Below are 21,432 nucleotides of genomic sequence, written 5' to 3'. Positions count from 1 at the left end.
GCAAGCCAGCTCCCACATTTACACCAGTGTGAGGGCTACTGGCTTGTCTCAGACTCCAACTTTCGCGCCTCATCCACCCCAGACGCCGTCAGCTTGATCGGCAAATTCAGCGAGTACTCACCGTCATCGCCGGTGGTGACATGCCCATCCTTGATAAATCCGCGGTCCTGCAAAAAAGCCAGCACACTGGCCACCACTTTTTCGCCGCGGTAGTTATCCAGCACCTCCTTGCCCAAGCCATTCGGATGGGCGTGCAGCAGGCGGGTGAGGACTTCTTTTTCAAGGTTTCTATCGACGTTCATGCGTACCTCTTCACTGGGAAATGATGGGGTGTTGGCGGTGCGTTGATTAGGTCAAGGTGCAGGCTGTTTTGGCGCGCCTGGCAGGTTCGAGTCGTCGCCTTTATTGATCTTCGGTTCATTCACCGAAGGGCCCATCTTGCCGTTGCCGACCGCTGGCGGGCTCTGGCGACCGGTGTCCTGGCCTTGGGTGTGCGGGTCGGCGCTGTTGCTGTTGTCGACCGCGCCGCCATTGGTTTCCATGCCGGTGCCCATGGATTTCTGGGTTTCGCTGGTGGAGGGGTTGGTCGGACCGGTGGACGAGGTGGCCGCCACACTACTCAGGGAAACCGCAGACAGCAGGCCGGTGAGGGCGAGGGCAGCAAACTGGGAATGCTTCATGAGGGTATCTCCATAGGATTAATGTCCTTACCCTCTATTGGTCCGCCCGCACTTTGCGTTCGTGCCTTGATGGCGACGAACGGTCTTAGCTCACCTGTAAGATTTTGTGTGTCGATGCCCGGCGCCAGATCAATCGCGCCACCGTGATCAGCCAGTTGAACAGCGCCACTGCCACCACACTCAACAGCAACGTCGGCAGGCCGTATTCCACAATGATCTGCCCCGCCAGCAACGGAAACCCGAACACCCCGACAAAGTACGCCAGGCTGAACAACAACAGCGCCTGGGACGTGGTGCCGGCCGGTGCTTCATTGGCCACCAACCCGTTGATCACCGAATACGTCAGGCCATAGCCCACGCCCAGAGTGACTGCCGCCAACAGGTAACTGAAGCTGCCTGACACGCTGAAGCCAAACATCAACACCGACACCAGCATCAGCCCCGACAGCACACACGCGGCGCTGTAGGCATCACGCTTGACGACGAACCCGGCGATCAGCAAACGGCTGGTGATTGCGGCGCTCAGGAATCCCGCGAAGAACAACGAATAGTCCAGGTTGTGCGCCGCCGCATAGCTGGTCTGGAACGACGACAGCCCACCGAACACGCAGCCGCCCAGGCCGACCATGATGATCGCGAACACCGCTTTGGATGACAGTACCCGGCGCACGGCACCCCACGAGATTTTCGCCGCCGGTACAGCACCTTGTTGCTTGAGATGGGCGCCCAAGCGCCAGAACATCACGACCCCAATCAGGCTGGCGCACGCGGCAATGTAGAACGCGGTGGTCAACGGCAGCCCCAGCGCATTCGCCGCACGCCCCAGCAAAGGGCCGGCGCCGATGCCACTCATCATGCTCCCCGACAGCAACGCAAAGTACTTGGCCCGATGCTGTGGCTCCACCAGCATCGCCACGATGATCGGCCCCAAGGTATAGAACACGCCCCAACCCAGCCCCAAGGCCAGGCCAAACATCATCAAGCCTTGGCCAAAACCTGGCGTCAGCGCAAAGCCCAGACACGCCACCGCCAGCAGAAGGCCAAGCATTGCAATCGAACGAGCGGCGCCGAGCCAATCGGCCAGGTGACCGGACACCATCACGGCGACAAAGGTGCTCAGCATCGCCATGGAAATCACGCTGCCGGCGTCGTGTTCATTGCCGCCGCGCAGGTGGATCAACAGCGACAGCAAGAACGTCGAGCCATAAGACAAGGACAACAGAAAGCTGGCCAGGCAAAAGAACACGAAGTGTTTTCGGGAAAGCATCGCAGCGGTGGACATGGGCGGACCTGGCCGTTGTTGGATTTATGCCGTCAGCTTTTAGCATGTGTAGGGCGCGGGTTAGTTGTGGTGTTACTGGTCTCAGCATTAGCCCCAGGTGGAGTAATCGCGCGGTGCGCTGTGCCGCCGGACGAGCGGTCAAGGCGAGCAAATTTGTTCAACCGCCGTACAGCTGGCCTTTGCGATAGTCCTGATGCGTAGTTGAAGTCGTGGGGTATCTGTCGCGTTTAAGCCAGAACCCAAGGGCCTCGTTCGCCTATCAATGTATCGAGAGCGATACCGGCGAGATACGCAACATTACAAATCGGCGACTTGGCCGGATTGACCCCACACAGCGAACACTGCCGCCATGACTACTGTGACCTTGCTGAAAGCCCCCGTTATCGCCCGACCGACAGAGGTGTTGTACGGTCCCATCCAGCCTGAATTGTTGCGTAACGAGGTGTTGGCCGATGTGCTTGAGGCCACGGTGCGTCGTGACCCGCACCAGGTGGCGCTGATCGATGGCGAGCGCCAGCTCAGTTATGGCGAGCTGGATCGACAAGCCAACGTCGTCGCCTCGCGCTTGATCGAGGTGGGCGTGGGGCCCGGCCAGATTGTCGGCTTGTGGATGCCGCGCGGGTTGGAACTGCTGGTCATGCAAGCGGGCATCGCCAAGACCGGCGCCGCCTGGTTGCCGCTGGACCAGGACACACCGCTGGAGCGCCTGCAGATCTGCATGGAGGATGCCCAGGCGGTTGGCGTCTTGAGCAGTGCATGCAACGCCCCCGCTTTGCAGGCCGTGGGTCTTACCGCCTGGGCCGCCGAGGCATTGCTCGCACCGTTGGCGGCGCCGTTGCTGCGCCGCAGCAATGCGCAGCCCGAAGACCCGGCCTACGTCATCTACACCTCCGGCTCCACCGGCAAACCCAAGGGCATCCTGATTTCCCAAGGCAGCATCTGCCACTTCCTGCGCAGTGAAAACGCGATCCTCGGCATCCAGGCCAGCGACCGGGTTTACCAAGGTTTCTCGGTGGCCTTCGACATGTCGTTTGAGGAAATCTGGATCGCCTACCTGGTGGGCGCCACCCTGTGGATCGGTCCCAAGGACATCACCGGCGACCCCGAAGCCCTGCCGCGCATGCTCGCCCAGCAGCACATCAGCGTATTGCACGCGGTGCCGACACTGCTGGCATTGTTCAGTGAGGACGTGCCCAGCCTGCGCCTGATCAACCTCGGCGGCGAGATGTGCCCGGAGTCGCTGGTGGAGCGTTGGAGCCGTCCCGGCCGACAGATTTTCAACACCTATGGCCCCACCGAAGCCACTGTTTCTGCAAGCCTGGCGCGCTTGGTGCCGGGCGCAGCGGTGACCATCGGCACACCGCTGCCCAATTACGGTTTGCTGGTGATCGAGGCCGATCTGGCCGCCGGTGCCACGCCGACCTTGCTGGCGCGCGGGCAGACCGGCGAGCTGTGCATCATCGGTCCCGGCTTGGCCGACGGGTATTTGGGAAGGCCTGACCTGACCCGCGAAAAATTCCTCGAAAATCCCTGGTCTACCGGCTACTACGATGAGCGCCTGTATCGCACCGGTGACTTGGCGCGCATTGATGCCGACGGGCAAGTGGTGTGCCTCGGGCGCGCCGATGACCAGGTGAAGATCCGTGGTTTTCGGGTTGAACTGGGCGAAATCGAAGCCTTGCTCGCCCAACAACCAGGGGTGGGCACGGTTGCGGTGCTGCTGCGCAATGACGGTGGCATCGATCAATTGATCGCCTATCTGGTGCCCGAGGGCGGCCTGCCCGTCGACGACTTGCCCGCACGGTTGCGCAAGGCATTGCAGGCGCGATTGCCGGCGTACATGGTGCCGGGTCGCTTTGAACTGCTCGACAGCATGCCGCGCCTGACCTCCGGCAAGATCGACCGCAAAGCCCTCAAGGCGCGGCCGTTGGCCATGGACACCCACGGCGCGAACCTGGAGTCCGACACCCCGGAAAACCCTGCGGAAAGTACACTGTTCGCCGCCCTGGAAACACTCTTCCCCGGCCAGCCGATTCGTCGCGATGCCGACTTCTTCGTCGACCTGGGCGGTCACTCATTCTTCGCGGCACGGCTGGCGTCGGCCCTGCGTGCCGATGAGCGTTTCGCCCACATCACCGTGCGCGATATTTATCAGCAGCGGCGGGTAGGTGCTATTGCGCAGGTCCTGCAAGCGACGCCGCAACCGACTGTGCAACAGGCGGCCTGGACACCGCCGTCAGCACTGGCCCGCTGGCGCTGTGGGGTGGCGCAGGCGGCGGTGATGCCGGCAATGGTGTGCCTGCGCATGAGCCAATGGTTGGCGCCGTTCTTTACCTATCACTACCTCACCGGCAGCCCTGGTGATTCCGTGGTCACCGCAACTGCAGCGTCGATTGGCGTGTTTTTACTGGCGACGGTGTTGCAGTTCGTATTGGCCATTGCCGGCAAATGGTTGATCGCCGGGCGGTTGAAAGCTGGCGTCTATCCGTTGTGGGGCATGACCTATTTCCGCTGGTGGGCCGCGTCGCGAATGGTCGAGTCGGCGCCGGTCTACCTGTTGAGTGGTTCGTCGCTGTACGGCCTGTGGCTGCGCGCGCTTGGCGCCAAGGTGGGGCGTGAGGTCAACATCGGCTCGTTGGGTGTGCGAGTGCCGGACCTGTTGCAGATCGGCGATGAGGTCAGCATTGGCAACGGCGTCAGCCTGGAAAATGCCCGGGTCGAGCGCGGCCAGTTGTACCTCGGTCGGGTGGTGATCGACGACAACGCGTGCCTCGGTTCCTACACGATTCTGGAAGGTGATACGGTCGTCGGTCGCAGCGGCCATTTGCAAGGCCAGTCCGCGTTGGCACAGGGTTGCAGCGTGCCGGCCGAACGCATCTGGAGCGGTTCTCCTGCGGTCGATATCGGCGCTTTCGACCCGGCCAGCTTGCCTGCGCGGCCGGTGGTCGGACGTTTGCAATTGGCGTTGGAAAACCTGTTTTATGGGGTTGGCATCCTGCTAATCGCCACGCTGTTTTTCATCCCGGTATTCCCGACGTTTTTCCTGATCGACTGGTTCGATGAGCACCACATCCTGCCGTGGCTGCAAGAACAGCACGTGAGCATGCAACTGCTGCGCTATTTCGCCTTGGCCCTGCCGGCAGCGGCGGTATTGATCGTGGTGGTGATGCTGGTTTCGGCGGCGCTGCGCTGGGCCGTGTTGCCGCGCCTGAAACCTGGCAGTTATCCGGTACACAGCCGGGTGTATTGCAGTAAATGGCTGGTGAGCCATATCCAGGAAGCCAGCCTCAATGTGCTGTCGGGGCTGTATGCCACGGTGTATGCGCCGCTGTGGTATCGCTTGCTGGGCGCGCGGGTGGGGCGTGATGCGGAAATTTCCACGGCCCAGGGCGTGATTCCCGACATGCTCACCCTGGGCGATGAAACGTTTATCGCCGATGCGGTGATGCTCGGCGACGAACAGGTCGACGGCGGCTGGATGTGCATTCAGCCTACCGTGGTGTCCCATCGCAGTTTTGTCGGCAACGGCAGCTATATCCCCGATGGCACCACGTTGCCCGAGAACGTGTTGATCGGCGTGCACTCCCGTGCGCCAGCCAACGCCGAGATCGCCAGTGGCGACACTTGGTTGGGTTCGCCGCCGATCAACCTGCCAGCGCGTGAACAGGTCAGTGGCTACCCGGACAACCTGACGTTCCGTCCGTCACCCTGGCGCCGCCTGGCCCGGGGTGCGATCGAAGGCGTGAGGATCGTGGTGCCCCATGCGACGGTGATCGCCGTGGGCTACACGGTAATGATGGACCTGATGCCCGTCGCCGAAGCGCAGCGTTGGGGCGCCGTGTTGGGTTACCTGGCGCTGATCGGCCTGGCCTACAGCCTGGGTAACTATCTGTTGGTGGCGGCGTTGAAATGGCTGGCGATTGGGCGCTACCGCAAACGCTCCGAAGCGATGTGGACGCCGTTTGTGTGGTTGTCCGAGGGCATCACCAGCCTGTACGAAGGCATGGCTGCGCCCAATTTCATGAGTTACCTGCGCGGCACACCGTGGTTGCCGTTGGCGTTCCGGGGACTGGGCTGCAAGATCGGCCGGGGCGTGTACATGGACACCACCGACATCACCGAATTCGACTGCGTGACCATCGGCGACCACAGCGAATTGAACGCGGGCGCCTGCCCTCAGACGCATCTATTTGAAGACCGCGTGATGAAAATCGACCAGGTTCTGATCGGCGAGCGCGTCTACATGGGCCCGCGCAGTGCCGTGCTGTACAGCGCCGAAGTCGGCGACGGCGCGCGGCTTGGCCCGCTGACGTTGGTGATGAAAGGCGAGTGTATTCCGGCCTCCAGCAGTTGGCTCGGTTGCCCGGCCGCGCCGGCGCGGGGCTGACGCCGATGCAGGTGTTCATGTGGCCAGAAACTACCCCTCGCTGGCAGAACGGTGTGTTGCTGATAGGCGTGCGGCATGTGCCGGGCCTCAACCGCGACACGGCTCGTATGCGCGTGCGGCAGGCGTTGAGCGAGGCGTTGGCGCAAGCACTCGATGTGCCCCTGAGTTGCATTACCTTCGCTACGGAGCCTGGCCAGGCACCCCGCATCGGTGTGCCGGGGCACGAGCATGCCGGGCTTTCCATCAGTCACGACGGCGAGTTCTCGGTGGCAGCGGTGCATCTGCACGGCGCGGTGGGCATCGATGTAATGACCGTGCTGGACACTTTCGACTGGCACGGCGTAGCGGGCGACTATTTGGGCCCCCAGGTGTTGGCGCGCTTGTGCGCCGTGGACCAGTTGCAGCGTGCCCGTTTGTTCACCCGCGCCTGGTGCGAGCGCGAAGCGCGGCTCAAGTGTGCCGGGCTAACGCTGGGCGAGTGGTCACGCGAGGCACAACGACCGTATCGCATTGTTGAACTGGACTTACCGGCAGGGCTGCTCGGGGTGTTGGCACTGCCGGTATAAATTGCGCTGCAATCAGTCATGAAAGCCCCTTAGTATGTGTGCTTTGAAATTGCCAAGGCTCGCCCATGACCATCGAGATTCGCCCCGCCGTGCCCAGCGATGCTGCGCAAATCCTGACGTTTATCACCGAGCTTGCCGAGTACGAGAAAGCCCGGCATGAAGTGATCGCCAGCGTGGTGGACATCGAACGCAGCCTATTCAGCGAAGGCGCTACCGCCCACGGCCTGATCTGCCTGCGCGATGGCTTGCCGATTGGTTTTGCGGTGTTCTTTTTCAGCTATTCCACCTGGCTGGGCAGCAACTGCCTGTACCTCGAAGATCTGTACATCAACCCGGAACAACGCGGTGGCGGGGCGGGCAAGAAGTTGCTGCGCCACCTGGCCAAGATCGCCTTCGACAACGGCTGCGGGCGTTTCGAGTGGAGCGTGCTGGACTGGAACGAACCGGCGATTGCCTTCTACAAATCCATCGGTGCCCAACCCCAGGAAGAGTGGGTGCGCTACCGCATGGAAGGCGACGCGCTGCGCGACTTTGCCTTGGGCTGAGATTGGGTTTTAGAAAACACTGAGTTCAAATGTGGGAGCGGGCGTGCTCGCGAATGCGGTGTGTCAATCGACTGATAGGGCGACTGACAGACCGCATTCGCGAGCAAGCCCGCTCCAACATTTTTTTGTGTTTCGTTCAACATATGGGATGCAAATTTATATATTGAGATATTTCAAAAGATAGGTTTATAGTCCCCTGCATCAGCACTCACTACCAAAAATAAAACAGGTGAAGCGATGCAGGCACAACCGTTGTCACTCCCCGCCGTGCCCGAGCCTACCTATGGCGAGCGGCTCAAAGGCAAAGTGGTGATCATCACCGGCGCCGCCCAAGGCATCGGCGAGGCGATCGTCGCGTGTTTCCAGGCCCAGCAGGCGCGGTTGATCATTGCCGATATCCAGGGCGAAAAGGTCGAGAACGTTGCCGCCCACTGGCGCGAACGCGGCGCCGAGGTCCATGCGCAAGCCGTGGATATCACCTCCAAGGATCAATGGCAGTCGCTGGTCAACCTGGCCATCGAACGCTTCGGCCGTGTGGATGTGCTGGTCAACTGCGCCGGGGTCAACGTATTCCGCGACCCTCTGGAAATGACCGACGAAGACTGGCGCCGTTGCTTCGCCATCGACCTCGACGGCGCCTGGTTCGGCTGCCGCACGGTGTTGCCGCACATGATCGAGCAGGGCATCGGCAACATCATCAATATTGCCTCCACCCATTCCAGCCACATCATTCCTGGCTGCTTTCCTTACCCTGTCGCCAAGCACGGCCTGCTCGGTCTCACCCGCGCCCTCGGCATCGAATACGCACCCAAGGGCATCCGCGTGAATGCCATTGCGCCGGGCTATATCGAAACCCAGCTCAACGTCGATTACTGGAACGGGTTTCCCGACCCGCATGCCGAGCGCCAGCGTGCATTTGACCTGCACCCGCCCAAGCGCATCGGCCAGCCCGTGGAAGTGGCGATGACCGCGCTGTTCCTGGCCACCGACGAGGCGCCCTTTATCAATGCCACCTGCCTGATGATCGATGGCGGGCGTTCTGTGATGTACCACGACTAACACTTTTCCAATAACAAGAAGAGGTGGTTCATGTTCAAGAAAACTGTAGGGGCGCTGGCGCTCGCGCTCGCCTTTAGCGGCGTGGTATCTGCCGAAGAAGTGAAGATCGGTTTCCTGGTCAAGCAGGCCGAAGAACCCTGGTTCCAGACCGAATGGGCCTTCGCCGAAAAAGCCGGCAAAGATCAGGGGTTCACCGTAATCAAGATCGCCGTGCCCGATGGCGAGAAAACCCTTTCAGCCATCGACACCCTGGCCGCCAACGGCGCCAAGGGCTTCGTCATTTGCCCGCCGGACGTGTCCCTGGGCCCGGCCATCATGGCCAAGGCCAAGCTCAACAACCTGAAAGTGCTGGCGGTGGACGACCGCTTCGTCGACGCCAAGGGCAAGCCCATGGAAGATGTGCCTTACGTGGGCCTGGACGCCTACAAGATCGGCCAGAAACAAGGCGAAGCCATGGCCGCCGAGGCGAAAAAACGCGGTTGGGACTGGAATGAAACCTACGCCGTGATCAACACCTTCGACGAGCTGGAAACCGGCAAGAAACGCACCGACGGTTCAGTCGAAGGCCTCAAGGCGGCTGGCTTGCCCGCCGACCACATCCTGTTCAGCGCGCAGAAAACCCTCGACGTGCCCGGCAGCATGGACGCCACCAACTCGGCGTTGGTCAAACTGCCCCGTGCGGCGAAAAACCTGCTCATCGGCGGCATGAATGACAGCACCGTGCTGGGCGGCGTACGCGCCACCGAAAGCGCCGGCTTCAAGGCGGCCAACGTGATCGGCGTGGGCATCAACGGCACTGATGCCATCGAAGAACTGAAGAAGTCCGACACCGGTTTCTACGGCTCCATGCTGCTCAGCCCTGACGCGTCAGGCTACAAGACCGCCAGCGCGATGTTCGAGTGGGTCACCAAAGGCACCGAGCCTGCCAAGTTCACTGCGCTGGATAACGTGACCCTGATCACCCGCGCCAACTTCAAGGAAGAGTTGAGCAAAATCGGGCTGTGGAAATGACCGGCGCGGCCCTGCGCTTCAACGGCATCGGCAAGGAATTTCCCGGGGTGAAAGCCCTGGCGCAGATCAGCTTTGAAGCGCGGCCGCACGAGGTCCATGCGTTGATGGGCGAGAACGGCGCGGGCAAGTCGACGTTGCTGAAAATCCTTGGCGGCGCCTACATTCCCAGCAGCGGCTCGCTGCAGATCGGCGAGCAGACCATGGCCTTCAAGAGCGCTGCCGACAGCATCGCCAGTGGCGTGGCGGTGATCCATCAAGAGCTGCACCTGGTGCCGGAAATGACGGTCGCCGAGAACTTGTTCCTGGGGCATTTGCCGTCGCGATTTGGCGTGGTGGATCGGCGCCAGCTACGCAAGCAGGCGCTGGCGTGCCTCAAGGGCCTGGCCGATGAAATTGATCCAGAGGAAAAACTCGGGCGTCTGTCCTTGGGCCAACGCCAATTGGTGGAAATCGCCAAGGCGTTGTCGCGTGGCGCCCATGTGATTGCTTTCGACGAGCCCACCAGCAGCCTGTCAGCGCGGGAGATCGACCGCTTGATGGCGATCATCACGCGCCTGCGGGACGAGGGCAAAGTGGTGCTCTACGTGTCGCACCGCATGGAGGAAGTGTTCCGCATCTGCAACGCAGTCACGGTGTTCAAGGACGGTCGTTATGTGCGCACCTTTGATGACATGGCGGCACTGACCCACGACCAACTGGTGACCTGCATGGTCGGCCGTGACATCCAGGATATCTACGACTACCGGCCGCGTGAGCAGGGTGAGGTGGCGCTTAAGGTCGAGGGTTTGCTCGGGCCGGGTCTGCGTGAAGCGGTCAGCCTTGAGGTGCACAAAGGCGAGATTCTCGGACTGTTCGGGTTGGTGGGCGCGGGGCGCACCGAGCTGTTTCGGTTGCTGAGCGGTTTAGTCCGCAGCACCGCCGGCAGCCTGGAACTCTGCGGTGAAACCCTGCACTTGCAATCCCCCCGCGACGCCATCGCCGCCGGCGTGCTGCTATGCCCGGAGGACCGCAAGAAGGAGGGCATCATCCCGCTCTCCAGCGTGGCCGAGAACATCAATATCAGTGCCCGTGGCGCGCATTCCACCTTCGGTTGGCTGCTGCACGACGGCTGGGAAAAGGGCAACGCTGACCAACAGATCAAAGCGATGAAGGTCAAGACGCCCAACGCCGAGCAGAAAATCATGTACCTGTCCGGCGGCAACCAGCAGAAGGCCATTCTCGGCCGCTGGCTGTCGATGCCGATGAAAGTGTTGCTGCTGGACGAACCCACGCGCGGCATCGATATCGGCGCCAAGTCGGAGATCTACCAGATCATCCACAACCTGGCCGCCAGCGGCATCGCGGTCATCGTAGTGTCCAGCGACCTGATGGAAGTGATGGGCATCAGCGACCGCATCCTGGTGATGAGCGAAGGCGCCCTGACTGGCGAACTCAGCCGCGACCAGGCGGATGAAGCACGGCTGTTGCAACTGGCTCTCCCGCGTTCGCGGGCTTGAAGTATTCGAGGGTGTAGGCATGTCACAGGTAAAAACTGCAAAGGGCTTCTGGCCGGGTTTCAACCAGCGCAAGTTCCTCGATGATTGGGTGATGCTGCTCGCGGCGCTGAGCATCTTTGTGCTTAGCGCGCTGTTTATCGACAACTTCCTCTCCCCGCTGAACATGCGCGGCCTGGGCCTGGCGATTTCCACCGTGGGCATCGCCGCGTGCACCATGTTGTTCTGCCTGGCATCCGGGCATTTCGACCTGTCGGTTGGCTCGGTGATTGCCTGCGCCGGTGTGGTGGCGGGCATCGTGATCCGCGACACTGACAGCGTGGTACTCGGCGTGTCGGCAGCCTTGGCCATGGGCCTGGTGGTGGGGCTGATCAACGGAATCGTCATCGCCAAGCTGCGCATCAACGCGTTGATCGCGACGTTGGCGACGATGCAGATCGTGCGCGGGCTGGCCTACATCTTCTCCAACGGCAAGGCGGTGGGGGTGATGGACGAAAGCTTCTTCGTGTTCGGCAACGGCCAACTGCTGGGCGTGCCGGTGCCGATCATCATCACGGTGCTGTGCTTTGTGTTTTTTGGCTGGCTGCTCAACTACACCACCTACGGTCGCAACACCATGGCCATCGGCGGTAATCAGGAAGCGGCGTTGTTGGCGGGGGTGAACGTTGATCGCACCAAGATCATCATCTTTGCCGTGCATGGCTTGGTGGGCGCGTTGGCCGGGGTGATCCTTGCGTCGCGGATGACCTCCGGCCAGCCGATGATCGGGCAGGGGTTTGAGCTGACGGTGATCTCTGCATGCGTGTTGGGCGGGGTGTCGTTGAGTGGTGGCATTGGCATGATCCGGCATGTGATTGCCGGGGTGTTGATTCTGGCGATCATCGAGAATGCGATGAACCTCAAAAACATCGACACGTTCTATCAGTACGTTATCCGCGGCTCCATCCTGCTGCTGGCGGTGATCATCGACCGCCTGAAACAACGCTAAGCCATGCCATGTGAGGACTAAATGTGGGAGCGGGCTTGCTCGCGAACGCGGTGTATCAGAAACAGATGTGCTGACTGACACTCCGCTTTCGCGAGCAAGCCCGCTCCCACATTTTGATCTCCACTGTGCTCAGGTTCAGCATTTGCCATAATGCCGCCAGTTTTCGTACCACCACATAGGCCCGATATGCAGGAAAACGCCCAACTCCCCGCCAAAGACGCCGCACCCACCGGCACCCAAACCCTGCTGCGTGGCCTGGGCGTGGTGCAAGCGGTGGCGGCTGGTGCGCGGGATCTGAAAGAGATCGCCAAGCGCATCGGCACTACCCGCAGCACCACCCATCGCCTGGCCAGTTGCCTGGTGGAAGAGCGCTACCTGCGCGTGGTGCCGCAGGTCGGTTACCTGCTGGGGCCCAAGTTGATCGAATTGGGCTTCCAGGCGCGTGAAGAATTGCCGCTGGTGACCCTGGCGATACCGTATCTGGACGAGCTGTCGGCGCTGACCGGCGACACCATCCACCTGGCTATTCGCGAATACGACGACGTGCTTTACCTGCACAAGAACCCCGGTCGCAACGGCCCGGAAATGCGCTCGCGGGTCGGCCATCGCATGCCGTTGGCACGCACCGGGATCGGCAAGGCGTTGCTGTTGGATGACACGCTGCAGGAGTGGCAGCGCCTGTACGAAGTGAGCCAGCCGGTCGCGGGCAAAAGCCAGCAATGGCCGCAGCACCCGGAACAGTCCTGGGCGCAGTTCGAGCAGCGCATGCACGAATACGTGGTGGGGGGCTATGCGTTCGACCTGGAAGACAACGAACCGTCGATCCGTTGTGTGGCAGCACCGGTGCGCGATGCCAGCCGGCGAATCGTCGCCGGCATCAGCATCGCCAGTACCGTGCCCTACATGCCGCTGGAGAAAATGGCCGAGCTGATCCCTGTGGTCAAACAGGTCGCAGCGCGGCTGTCGGCGGAGTTGGGCGCGAAGGCCTGATCAGACCTTCAGGGTCGCCATGTCGATGACAAAGCGGTACTTCACATCGCCGGCGATCATGCGGCTGTAGGCTTCGTTGATGTGGCGGATATCGAGCATCTCGATGTCGCAACTGATGCCGTGCTCGGCGCAGAAATCCAGGACTTCCTGGGTTTCGGCAATGCCACCGATCAGCGAGCCGGCCAGCACCTTGCGGCCCAGGATCAGCTTGGCGGCGTTTACCGGCGGGTCGACCGGCTCGATCAGGCCCACCAGGATGTGTACGCCGTCAAAGCGCAGCACGTCGAGGTAGGGGTTGAGGTCGTGCTGCACCGGGATAGTGTCCAGCAGGAAATCGAAGTGCCCGGCAGCGGCTTTCATCTGCTCGGCGTCGGTGGACACGATCACATGGTCGGCGCCTTGGCGGCGGCCTTCTTCGGCCTTGCTCGCGGAACGGGTGAACAGGGTCACCTCAGCGCCAATCGCCTTGGCCAGCTTGATGCCCATATGGCCCAGGCCACCCATGCCCAATACGCCGACCTTGTCACCGGCCTTGATGCCGTAGTGCTTGATCGGCGAGTACATGGTCACGCCGGCACACAGGATCGGCGCAGCACTGGCCAGGTCAAGCTTGGCGGGGATCTTCACCACGAAGTGTTCGCTGACCACGATGCTGTCGGAGTAGCCGCCCATGGTGTTGCTGCCGTCGATGCGGTCCGGGGTGGCGTAGGTCATGGTCGGACCTTCGAGGCAGTATTGCTCCAGGTCCGATTTGCACGCGTCACAGTGGCGGCACGAGTCGACCATGCAGCCCACGCCCACCAGGTCACCGACTTTGTGCGCGGTGACGTTGGCGCCGACGGCGGTGACCTTGCCGACGATCTCGTGGCCGGGCATCAGTGGGTACACGGCGATGCCCCATTCGTTGCGCGCCTGGTGGATGTCGGAGTGGCACACGCCGCAGTAGAGGATCTCGATGGCCACGTCATCCACGCGTGGGCTGCGGCGCTGGAAGGACATGGGGGCGAGGGGAGTGGTGGCCGACTGGGCGGCATAACCGATGGCGGTGTACATGGGGAGAACCTCGCAAAAGCAATCACAGGAGAGGCGGCGCATTCTCCGCGCCGGGCCTGGAGGCGGCCATGGCGATTGCTCCGAGTCTCATGCCTATTCGTCCGGGAGTGCCCCGTGTTTGGATTTATGTGTCGCCAGACCTGCGATGATGCTCTGATCCCTTTTTTGCGAAGTTTTTTGCCATGTTGTTGACCCGCCATCTTGATGCCAACGCCACGCTGGTCTCCTTGATTGAGGGGCTTACGCCCTGCGATGGTTTCTCCCCGACGAACCTGCCCGGCGTGAAGGTACTGCGCGCCAGTTGCGACGTGGCACGTGGGCCGCAGATCTATGAGCCGAGCCTGATGTTCGTGGCCCAGGGCAGCAAGGTCGCGTACCTGGGCCCGCGCACGCTGGAGTACGGCGCGGGGCATTACTTGATCCAGGCGATGCCGGTGCCGTTCGAGTGCGAGACCTTTGCCATGGCGCCGGATGCGCCGTTGTACGGGGTAACGGTGGGCATTGATCGCGTGGTGTTGGGGGAGTTGGTGATGGCCATGGGCATTCAGGCCGGGCCGCCGCCGACGGCGCAAACACTGGAGTCGATGAGTTCAGTGGTGCTCGATGACGCCATGCGCGGTTGCGTCGAGCGGCTGTTGCAGTGCCTGCACGATCCGCTGGAAAGCCGGATCATGGGCCCGGCGCGAGTGCGCGAATTATTGTTCACTGCGTTGCGCGGGCCGCAGGCGGATGTGTTACGTGCCTTGGTGGAACAGCAGGGACAGTTTTCGCGGATTGCCACATCGTTGAACCACCTGCATGCGCATTTTGATGAGCCGTTGAACATCGAAACGCTGGCCGGGTATGCACACATGAGTGCGTCGACGTTCCATGAGCATTTCAAACGTTGCACGTTGTTGTCGCCGGTGCAGTATCTGAAGCGTTTGCGCTTGTTGAAGGCCCAGCAGTTGCTGCTGGTGGACGGCATGGGGGTGGCGCAGGCGGCGCATAGCGTGGGGTATCAGAGTACGTCGCAGTTCAGTCGGGAGTACAAGCGCTACTTTGAGCGTAACCCTGGTGAAGAACGGGCTGCATAATTTCACTGACACGATGGGATCAAAAATGTGGGAGCGGGCTTGCTCGCGAATGCGGTAGATCAGTTAAAACATCTTTGACTGACACACCGCATTCGCGAGCAAGCCCGCTCCCACATTTGACCGAATTGTGTCAGTTATAAAAAAGGCTCCCATTTGGGAGCCTTTTTTGGGTTTACATATTCGGGTAAGTCGGCCCACCCGCGCCTTCCGGCGTGACCCACGTGATGTTCTGCGAAGGGTCCTTGATGTCACAGGTCTTGCAGTGCACGCAGTTCTGGGCGTTGATCTGGAAGCGTTTGGCGCCGTCTTCCTGGGTGATCACTTCATACACGCCAGCCGGGCAGTAACGTTGCGCCGGTTCATCGTAGAGCGGCAGGTTGGTGCCGATCGGGATGCTCGGGTCTTTCAACTTCAAGTGGCACGGCTGCTCTTCTTCATGGTTGGTGCTGGAGAGGAACACCGAGCTCAGCTTGTCGAAGCTCAACTTGCCGTCGGGTTTGGGGTAGTCGATCTTCTTGCTGTCCTTGGCGAGCTTCAAGCAGGCGTAGTCCGGCTTGGTGTCGTGCAAGGTGAACGGCATTTTGCCGCCGAGGATGTTCTGGTCGAACCAGTTGAAGCCGGCGCCGATGATCGGGCCGAACTTGTGCATCGCCGGGCCGAAGTTGCGAGTGGCGAACAGTTCTTCGTACAACCAGCTGGCTTTGAAGCTGTCGACGTAGTTGGTCAGTTCATCACCGCCTTCGGACTCGGCGAACAGACGCTCGGCTACCGCGTCGGCGGCGAGCATGCCGGATTTCATCGCGGTGTGGCTGCCTTTGATCTTGGCCACGTTCATGGTGCCCAGGTCGCAGCCGATCAATGCGCCGCCCTTGAATACCATCTTTGGCAGCGAGTTGATGCCGCCTTTGGCCAGGGCGCGTGCGCCGTAGCTGATGCGCTTGCCGCCTTCCAGGTACTGGGCCAGCACCGGGTGATGTTTGAGACGCTGGAACTCATCGAACGGCGACAGGAAGGTGTTGCTGTAGGACAGGTCGACGATCAGGCCGACAACCACTTGGTTGTTTTCCAGGTGATAAAGGAACGAGCCACCGGTGTTCTCGTTGCTCATGATGTCCAGCGGCCAGCCGGCGGTGTGCACCACCAGGCCTGGCTGATGTTTGGCTGGGTCGATTTCCCAGATTTCCTTCAGGCCGATGCCGTAGTGTTGTACGTCCGAGTCACTGTCCAGCTTGAAGCGCTGGATCAGTTGCTTGCCGATGTGGCCACGGCAGCCTTCGGCGAACAGCGTGTACTTGCCCCGCAGTTCCATGCCGGGGGTGTACACGCCTTCTTTCGGGTTGCCTTCGCGGTCGACGCCGAGGTCGCCGGTGATGATCCCGCGCACCACGCCGTTCTCGTCGAACAGCGCTTCCTGGGCGGCGAAGCCTGGGTAGACTTCCACGCCCAGGTTCTCGGCCTGCTGGGCCAGCCAGCGGCACAGGTTGCCCAGGGAGATGATGTAGTTGCCTTCGTTGTGCATGGTCTTGGGCACAAAGAAGTCAGGAACCTTGGTGGAGGTTTCGGGGCTGCGCAGTACATAGATGTCATCGCGCACCACGGGGGTGTTGAGCGGAGCGCCGAGTGCTTTCCAGTCCGGGAACAGTTCGTTCAAGGCACGTGGTTCAAACACGGCACCGGAGAGGATGTGGGCGCCGACTTCGGAGCCTTTCTCGACCACGCAGACGCTGATTTCCTTACCGGCTTCGGCGGCCTTCTGCTTCAGTCGGCAGGCGGCAGACAGGCCTGCCGGGCCAGCGCCGACGATGACCACGTCGAATTCCATGTATTCGCGTTCCACAGGTTATCTCCTACTCAAGGCTCAACAGGCTTTTTTTCTAATGGATGGAGGTTCGGTGTCGCCCCGCGCCAAGGCGTGACCCACCTTTCTCTCTAGGTGGCGCATTATATATAGACCACTGTCAGCGTCCAATACAAACGTTTGTTTGAATTGCCCGCAGGCTAGGTAAATCAAAGAGACGCGGCTTATGACTGGCTATTTTGCCGTATTGACCAGAATAGGTGTTCCGGTCAATATACGGTCGGTTTTGCGCTTACCGTAGGCAGACAGCGGGTTTCAAGAGTACGTCCAAAGACAGGCTAAAGGCATGCGTGCCCATAGGGTGGTGCGCAGTTTACACGCCGCGATAAAGAATGACCTCTCAGTCACCACTGACGAACGGTCATCACTTCCCGATCGCTGAGTCACTGCCGAAGGTTTTGGAGGTGCCCTTGTGTGCCGACGAGCATCAACCGCCAGGTTCGCCTAGGCGACTTTCTTTTCACCGGAGAGTAACGAGGAATCCATGAAGGTTCTTGTAGCTGTCAAACGCGTTGTCGATTACAACGTGAAAGTTCGCGTCAAGGCGGACAATTCCGGCGTCGATCTTGCTAACGTCAAGATGTCGATGAACCCTTTCTGTGAAATCGCTGTGGAAGAAGCCGTACGCCTGAAAGAGAAAGGCGTGGCGACTGAAATCGTCGTGGTTTCCATCGGTCCTACCACTGCTCAAGAGCAGCTGCGTACCGCCCTGGCCCTGGGCGCCGACCGCGCTATCCTGGTCGAGTCCGCTGAAGACCTGACCTCCCTGGCCGTTGCCAAGCTGCTCAAAGCCGTTGTCGACAAGGAACAGCCTCAGCTGGTGATCCTCGGCAAACAAGCCATCGACAGCGACAACAACCAGACTGGCCAGATGCTGGCTGCCCTGACCGGTTACGGCCAAGGCACCTTCGCTTCCAAAGTCGAAGTCAGCGGCGACAGCGTGGCTGTCACCCGTGAAATCGACGGCGGCGCCCAGACAGTTTCGCTGAAACTGCCGGCCATCGTGACCACCGACCTGCGTTTGAACGAGCCGCGTTATGCGTCCCTGCCAAACATCATGAAAGCCAAGAAGAAGCCGCTTGAGTCGGTCACTCCAGACGCTTTGGGCGTGTCCACCGCCTCTACCAACAAGACTGTAAAAGTTGAAGCACCGGCTGCTCGCAGCGCGGGCATCAAGGTCAAGTCGGTGGCTGAACTGGTCGAGAAACTGAAAAACGAAGCGAAGGTAATCTAACAATGACTATCTTGGTAATCGCTGAACACGACAACAAGGTCGTGGCTCCGGCCACCCTGAACACCGTGGCTGCTGCCGCTAAAATCGGTGGCGACATCCACGTGCTGGTAGCCGGCCAAGGCGCAGCCGCTGTGGCTGAAGCCGCTGCGAAAATCGCTGGCGTGAGCAAAGTACTGCTGGCCGACAACGCCGCTTACGCTCACCAGCTGCCGGAAAACGTTGCCCCGCTGATCGCAGAGCTGGGCGCTGGCTACAGCCACATCCTGGCTGCCGCCACTTCCAACGGCAAAAACATCCTGCCACGCGTTGCCGCGCAGCTGGACGTTGACCAGATCTCCGAGATCATCTCGGTTGAAAGCGCTGATACCTTCAAGCGCCCGATCTACGCCGGTAACGCCATTGCTACCGTGCAATCGACCGCCGCCATCAAAGTGATCACCGTGCGTGCCACCGGTTTCGACCCGGTAGCCGCTGAAGGTGGTTCGGCTGCCGTTGAGGCCGTCGCTGCTGCCCACAACGCTGGCACCTCCAGCTTTGTTGGCGAAGAGCTGGCCAAGTCGGATCGTCCTGAGCTGACCGCTGCCAAGATCGTCGTTTCCGGCGGCCGTGGCATGCAGAACGGTGACAACTTCAAGCACCTGTACGCCCTGGCCGACAAGCTGGGTGCTGCGGTCGGCGCCTCCCGCGCAGCCGTCGACGCAGGTTTCGTACCCAACGACATGCAGGTCGGCCAGACCGGCAAGATCGTTGCGCCACAGCTGTACATCGCCGTCGGTATCTCCGGCGCGATCCAGCACTTGGCCGGTATGAAAGACTCCAAAGTGATCGTTGCGATCAACAAGGACGAAGAAGCACCGATCTTCCAGGTGGCTGATTACGGCCTGGTGGCGGACTTGTTCGAAGCCGTACCTGAGTTGGAGAAGCTGGTCTAATCCAGTCGCTTCACTTATAAAGAGCCCGGTCCTTGTGACCGGGTTTTTTTTTGACTTGCTGGAGAGCTTCCCAATGGAACTGCGCCCCTGGACCGTATTACTGGGCCTTACGCTGCTGCCGAGCCTGGCGTTGGCCGCCGGCAAATGTGAGCGCCTGGTGATCACCGGCAGCCCGGACGCGCCGCCCTTGCTCTGGCGCGACCCGCAGGACCCCACGCACCTGATCGGCGCCACCGCCGATGTGCTGCAACAAGTGGGCAAGGACCTCGGCTTGAAAGTCGACCTGCTCTACGGCGGCAAGCGTTCCCTGGCCCTGAACGAAGTGCGCAGTGGGCGCATGGACATCCTCGCCGATGCACCGCTGAACCTGGGCGAGCTGGAAACCCTCGATTACATTCACCCGGCGCTGGTGCAACTCGACTACCTGGTTTGGACGCGCAAGGATTCGGCACTGGCCTATGCCACGGCGGCCGACCTGCATGGTCACAAGGGGGCGGTCTCGGAGCGCGCTCGCTTGAGCGCCGATTTTGAGACGTTCGCCGGCCAGCATCTCACCTTGCAACGGCTGCCGAGCCTGACCCCGGCCTTCCAGAAACTGCTGTTGGGTGAAGTGGACTACGTCCTCGCCGGCCGTTATTCCGGCATGGCCATGGCCCAGACCTTGGGAATGAGCAATGACCTGATCGCCCGCGAAGTGCCCGTCGATCAGCCAGGCCTGTACCTGGCTGTTTCCCACAACTCCGCCTGCAATGATCCGTGGCTGCGCGGACAGTTGGCCAAAAAGATGACAGAATTGTCCGCCTCCGGTGTGGCGCAAGCAGCATTGCAGAGCAATCTGGAACGCTGGAAAGCGCAATTGCAGCAACCCGTCGGCACCCCAGCAAAGTAAGGATTTTCAGTGACTCTTCGACCTCTATTCGCGGCCCTCGCCGTTGTCGCTCTGGCGGGATGTGCAACCGATCCTGCGCCGAATGAACAAATGCGCCTCACCCAGCAAGCCCTGGAACAAGCCAGCGCGGTGGGTGCCAGCGCGGATGAATCGCCTGAATTGAAAATGGCCGAAGCCAAATTCGCTCGGGCCCAGGGCAGCATGGCCGACGAGTCCTACAAGAACGCGCGTATGCGCGCCGAGCAAGCCGAACTGGATGCACGCCTGGCCGAAGCCAAAGTGCTGACGCGCAAAAGCCAGGAGCAATTGAACGTGCTCAACACCCGCATCACGCGCCTGCGCAAGCAATTGCAGTTGGGGGAAGCCCAATGAGCCCGATGATTCGTGGTGTGAGCTGTGCGCTGCTGTTGGCCTCTGCCGTCCTCGGCGGTTGCGCCAGCCACCCCGACAGCGAACAGGCCTTGCAACAGGCGGGCAGCGACTTCCAGAAGGTCAAGGAAGACGCCAACGTGCTGCGCTTTGCGCCCAAGGACGTGATTCGCGCAGGTGAGTCCCTGGCTCGCGCCGACCGTTTGTCCAGCTACTGGGGCAGCGGCGCGGACGTGGCGCATTACGCCTACCTGAGCCAGCGCTACAGCGCCATTGCCCGTGAGCACACTGAGCAGGGGCTCAATGCCGAGCGCGGTACCAAGCTCGAACTGGAGCGTCAGCGCCTGCAATTGGCTCTGCGTGAAAACAAGCTGACCAGCGTGCAACAACAGGGCAAATGGCTAGAGCAGCAAATCGCCAGCCTGACCACCACCCAGACTGATCGCGGCCTGGTGATGACCCTGGGCGATATGCTGTTCGACACGGGTGAAGCCGAACTGGAAAACTCGGCCAATCGCACCGTGTTGAAGATCGTGCAGTTCCTGCAACTGAACCCCCGGCGCGTGGTGCGCATCGAGGGGTACACCGACAACACCGGCGGTGAGCAGGAAAACCTCAAGCTGTCCCGTGACCGAGCGCAGTCGGTGGCCGATGTGCTGATAGACCTGGGCATCGACGAAAAACGCATCCAGGTTGAAGGGTATGGCGACCAATATCCCGTGGAAGCTAATGCTTCCGAGCGGGGCAGGGCGCAAAACCGTCGGGTAGAGATCGTCTTCTCTGACGAAAAAGGCCAGTTGGGCGCAGCTCGCTAGAGCTCGACACAAATCAAAATGTGAAAGCCGGCCTGTGTGGGAGCGGGCTTGCTCGCGAATACGGTGTATCAGCCACTAAATCTGGAGACTGAAACACCGCATTCGCGAGCAAGCCCGCTCCCACATTTGGTTGGGGGTACCTCAGGAAATCTCTTCACCACCCCTACAGTTTTTACTGTCACTCCCGCCTGCGCTCGACTATTGT

Annotated in this window: 19 protein-coding genes; 14 read left to right on the top strand and 5 right to left on the bottom strand. The window is 61.0% G+C overall.

Translation table 11 applies throughout. From position 1 onward, the window contains the following. Nucleotides 1–35 precede the first annotated feature (35 nt). The 3 genes from HF257_RS03185 to HF257_RS03175 form a co-directional block, all read right to left on the bottom strand. Complete coding sequence (locus HF257_RS03185; protein WP_185703269.1) at nt 36–302, bottom strand: hypothetical protein; 267 nt, start codon at nt 300–302, stop codon at nt 36–38. Between the two features lie 51 nt (nt 303–353). After that, nucleotides 354–680, bottom strand: coding sequence for a hypothetical protein (locus HF257_RS03180; protein ID WP_185703271.1), 327 nt, complete (start codon nt 678–680; stop codon nt 354–356). A gap of 85 nt (nt 681–765) precedes the next feature. Next, nucleotides 766–1,962, bottom strand: coding sequence for an MFS transporter (locus HF257_RS03175; RefSeq protein WP_185703273.1), 1,197 nt, complete (start codon nt 1,960–1,962; stop codon nt 766–768). 349 nt (nt 1,963–2,311) lie between these two features. Here HF257_RS03175 and HF257_RS03170 point away from each other — a divergent pair, with 349 nt between their 5' ends. The 8 genes from HF257_RS03170 to HF257_RS03135 all read left to right on the top strand — a co-directional run bounded on the left by HF257_RS03170 (nt 2,312) and on the right by HF257_RS03135 (nt 13,001). Then, entirely contained in the window at nt 2,312–6,349 is a 4,038-nt protein-coding gene (locus tag HF257_RS03170; RefSeq protein WP_185703275.1) for a Pls/PosA family non-ribosomal peptide synthetase, read from the top strand. Next, nucleotides 6,292–6,915, top strand: a complete 624-nt coding sequence (locus HF257_RS03165) for a 4'-phosphopantetheinyl transferase family protein (protein WP_332872189.1) — start codon at nt 6,292–6,294, stop codon at nt 6,913–6,915. Before HF257_RS03170 ends, HF257_RS03165 begins: the two co-directional genes overlap by 58 nt. 65 nt (nt 6,916–6,980) lie before the next feature. Then, the gene (locus tag HF257_RS03160; RefSeq protein ID WP_010208407.1) at nt 6,981–7,460 is read left to right on the top strand and encodes a GNAT family N-acetyltransferase; all 480 of its coding nucleotides are present in this window, start codon (nt 6,981–6,983) and stop codon (nt 7,458–7,460) included. A 237-nt stretch (nt 7,461–7,697) separates the two neighbouring features. Continuing rightward, nucleotides 7,698–8,519 carry an SDR family oxidoreductase gene (locus HF257_RS03155; protein WP_185703277.1) on the top strand — a complete coding sequence of 274 codons (822 nt, stop codon included), beginning with the start codon at nt 7,698–7,700 and terminating at the stop codon, nt 8,517–8,519. A gap of 30 nt (nt 8,520–8,549) precedes the next feature. After that, nucleotides 8,550–9,530, top strand: coding sequence for a substrate-binding domain-containing protein (locus HF257_RS03150; RefSeq protein WP_185703280.1), 981 nt, complete (start codon nt 8,550–8,552; stop codon nt 9,528–9,530). Beyond that, the gene (gene araG / locus HF257_RS03145) at nt 9,527–11,026 is read left to right on the top strand and encodes an L-arabinose ABC transporter ATP-binding protein AraG (RefSeq protein ID WP_185703282.1); all 1,500 of its coding nucleotides are present in this window, start codon (nt 9,527–9,529) and stop codon (nt 11,024–11,026) included. The genes HF257_RS03150 and araG overlap by 4 nt, the downstream gene beginning before the upstream one ends. 19 nt (nt 11,027–11,045) lie before the next feature. Continuing rightward, nucleotides 11,046–12,011 carry an L-arabinose ABC transporter permease AraH gene (araH, locus tag HF257_RS03140; RefSeq protein ID WP_185703284.1) on the top strand — a complete coding sequence of 322 codons (966 nt, stop codon included), beginning with the start codon at nt 11,046–11,048 and terminating at the stop codon, nt 12,009–12,011. Between the two features lie 186 nt (nt 12,012–12,197). Further along, entirely contained in the window at nt 12,198–13,001 is an 804-nt protein-coding gene (locus HF257_RS03135; protein ID WP_185703286.1) for an IclR family transcriptional regulator, read from the top strand. Here HF257_RS03135 and HF257_RS03130 read toward each other — a convergent pair whose 3' ends face one another. Next, the gene (locus HF257_RS03130) at nt 13,002–14,054 is read right to left on the bottom strand and encodes an NAD(P)-dependent alcohol dehydrogenase (protein WP_185703288.1); all 1,053 of its coding nucleotides are present in this window, start codon (nt 14,052–14,054) and stop codon (nt 13,002–13,004) included. A gap of 182 nt (nt 14,055–14,236) precedes the next feature. Here HF257_RS03130 and HF257_RS03125 point away from each other — a divergent pair, with 182 nt between their 5' ends. Continuing rightward, nucleotides 14,237–15,130, top strand: coding sequence for an AraC family transcriptional regulator (locus HF257_RS03125; RefSeq protein WP_185703290.1), 894 nt, complete (start codon nt 14,237–14,239; stop codon nt 15,128–15,130). Nucleotides 15,131–15,302: 172 nt separating this feature from the next. On the opposite strand, the gene HF257_RS03120 is transcribed toward HF257_RS03125, so the two are convergent. Continuing rightward, entirely contained in the window at nt 15,303–16,967 is a 1,665-nt protein-coding gene (locus HF257_RS03120; protein ID WP_185703292.1) for an electron transfer flavoprotein-ubiquinone oxidoreductase, read from the bottom strand. Nucleotides 16,968–17,472: 505 nt separating this feature from the next. Between HF257_RS03120 and HF257_RS03115 the strand changes: the two genes are divergently transcribed. The 5 genes from HF257_RS03115 to HF257_RS03095 all read left to right on the top strand — a co-directional run bounded on the left by HF257_RS03115 (nt 17,473) and on the right by HF257_RS03095 (nt 21,227). Then, nucleotides 17,473–18,222 carry an electron transfer flavoprotein subunit beta/FixA family protein gene (locus HF257_RS03115; protein WP_105697633.1) on the top strand — a complete coding sequence of 250 codons (750 nt, stop codon included), beginning with the start codon at nt 17,473–17,475 and terminating at the stop codon, nt 18,220–18,222. Nucleotides 18,223–18,224: 2 nt separating this feature from the next. Continuing rightward, nucleotides 18,225–19,154, top strand: coding sequence for an electron transfer flavoprotein subunit alpha/FixB family protein (locus HF257_RS03110; RefSeq protein WP_185703293.1), 930 nt, complete (start codon nt 18,225–18,227; stop codon nt 19,152–19,154). Between the two features lie 73 nt (nt 19,155–19,227). Continuing rightward, entirely contained in the window at nt 19,228–20,043 is an 816-nt protein-coding gene (locus HF257_RS03105) for a substrate-binding periplasmic protein (protein ID WP_185703295.1), read from the top strand. 9 nt (nt 20,044–20,052) lie between these two features. Next, nucleotides 20,053–20,415, top strand: a complete 363-nt coding sequence (locus HF257_RS03100) for a DUF4398 domain-containing protein (protein ID WP_185703297.1) — start codon at nt 20,053–20,055, stop codon at nt 20,413–20,415. After that, nucleotides 20,412–21,227: an OmpA family protein gene (locus tag HF257_RS03095; RefSeq protein ID WP_185703299.1), complete on the top strand. Its 816-nt coding sequence runs from the start codon at nt 20,412–20,414 to the stop codon at nt 21,225–21,227. The genes HF257_RS03100 and HF257_RS03095 overlap by 4 nt, the downstream gene beginning before the upstream one ends. Nucleotides 21,228–21,432: the final 205 nt, after the last annotated feature.

The organism is Pseudomonas cremoris, assembly GCF_014230465.1.
The sequence above is the reverse complement of the archived record's forward strand: the minus strand, read 5'-3'. Positions and strand labels throughout refer to the sequence as shown.

Coding starts and splice junctions, on each gene's coding strand:
- HF257_RS03185 (WP_185703269.1), bottom strand. CDS start 302: ATGAACGTCGATAGAAACCTTGAAAAAGAAGTCCTCACCCGCCTGCTG.
- HF257_RS03180 (WP_185703271.1), bottom strand. CDS start 680: ATGAAGCATTCCCAGTTTGCTGCCCTCGCCCTCACCGGCCTGCTGTCT.
- HF257_RS03175 (WP_185703273.1), bottom strand. CDS start 1,962: ATGTCCACCGCTGCGATGCTTTCCCGAAAACACTTCGTGTTCTTTTGC.
- HF257_RS03170 (WP_185703275.1), top strand. CDS start 2,312: ATGACTACTGTGACCTTGCTGAAAGCCCCCGTTATCGCCCGACCGACA.
- HF257_RS03160 (WP_010208407.1), top strand. CDS start 6,981: ATGACCATCGAGATTCGCCCCGCCGTGCCCAGCGATGCTGCGCAAATC.
- HF257_RS03155 (WP_185703277.1), top strand. CDS start 7,698: ATGCAGGCACAACCGTTGTCACTCCCCGCCGTGCCCGAGCCTACCTAT.
- HF257_RS03150 (WP_185703280.1), top strand. CDS start 8,550: ATGTTCAAGAAAACTGTAGGGGCGCTGGCGCTCGCGCTCGCCTTTAGC.
- araG (WP_185703282.1), top strand. CDS start 9,527: ATGACCGGCGCGGCCCTGCGCTTCAACGGCATCGGCAAGGAATTTCCC.
- araH (WP_185703284.1), top strand. CDS start 11,046: ATGTCACAGGTAAAAACTGCAAAGGGCTTCTGGCCGGGTTTCAACCAG.
- HF257_RS03135 (WP_185703286.1), top strand. CDS start 12,198: ATGCAGGAAAACGCCCAACTCCCCGCCAAAGACGCCGCACCCACCGGC.
- HF257_RS03130 (WP_185703288.1), bottom strand. CDS start 14,054: ATGTACACCGCCATCGGTTATGCCGCCCAGTCGGCCACCACTCCCCTC.
- HF257_RS03125 (WP_185703290.1), top strand. CDS start 14,237: ATGTTGTTGACCCGCCATCTTGATGCCAACGCCACGCTGGTCTCCTTG.
- HF257_RS03115 (WP_105697633.1), top strand. CDS start 17,473: ATGAAGGTTCTTGTAGCTGTCAAACGCGTTGTCGATTACAACGTGAAA.
- HF257_RS03110 (WP_185703293.1), top strand. CDS start 18,225: ATGACTATCTTGGTAATCGCTGAACACGACAACAAGGTCGTGGCTCCG.
- HF257_RS03105 (WP_185703295.1), top strand. CDS start 19,228: ATGGAACTGCGCCCCTGGACCGTATTACTGGGCCTTACGCTGCTGCCG.
- HF257_RS03095 (WP_185703299.1), top strand. CDS start 20,412: ATGAGCCCGATGATTCGTGGTGTGAGCTGTGCGCTGCTGTTGGCCTCT.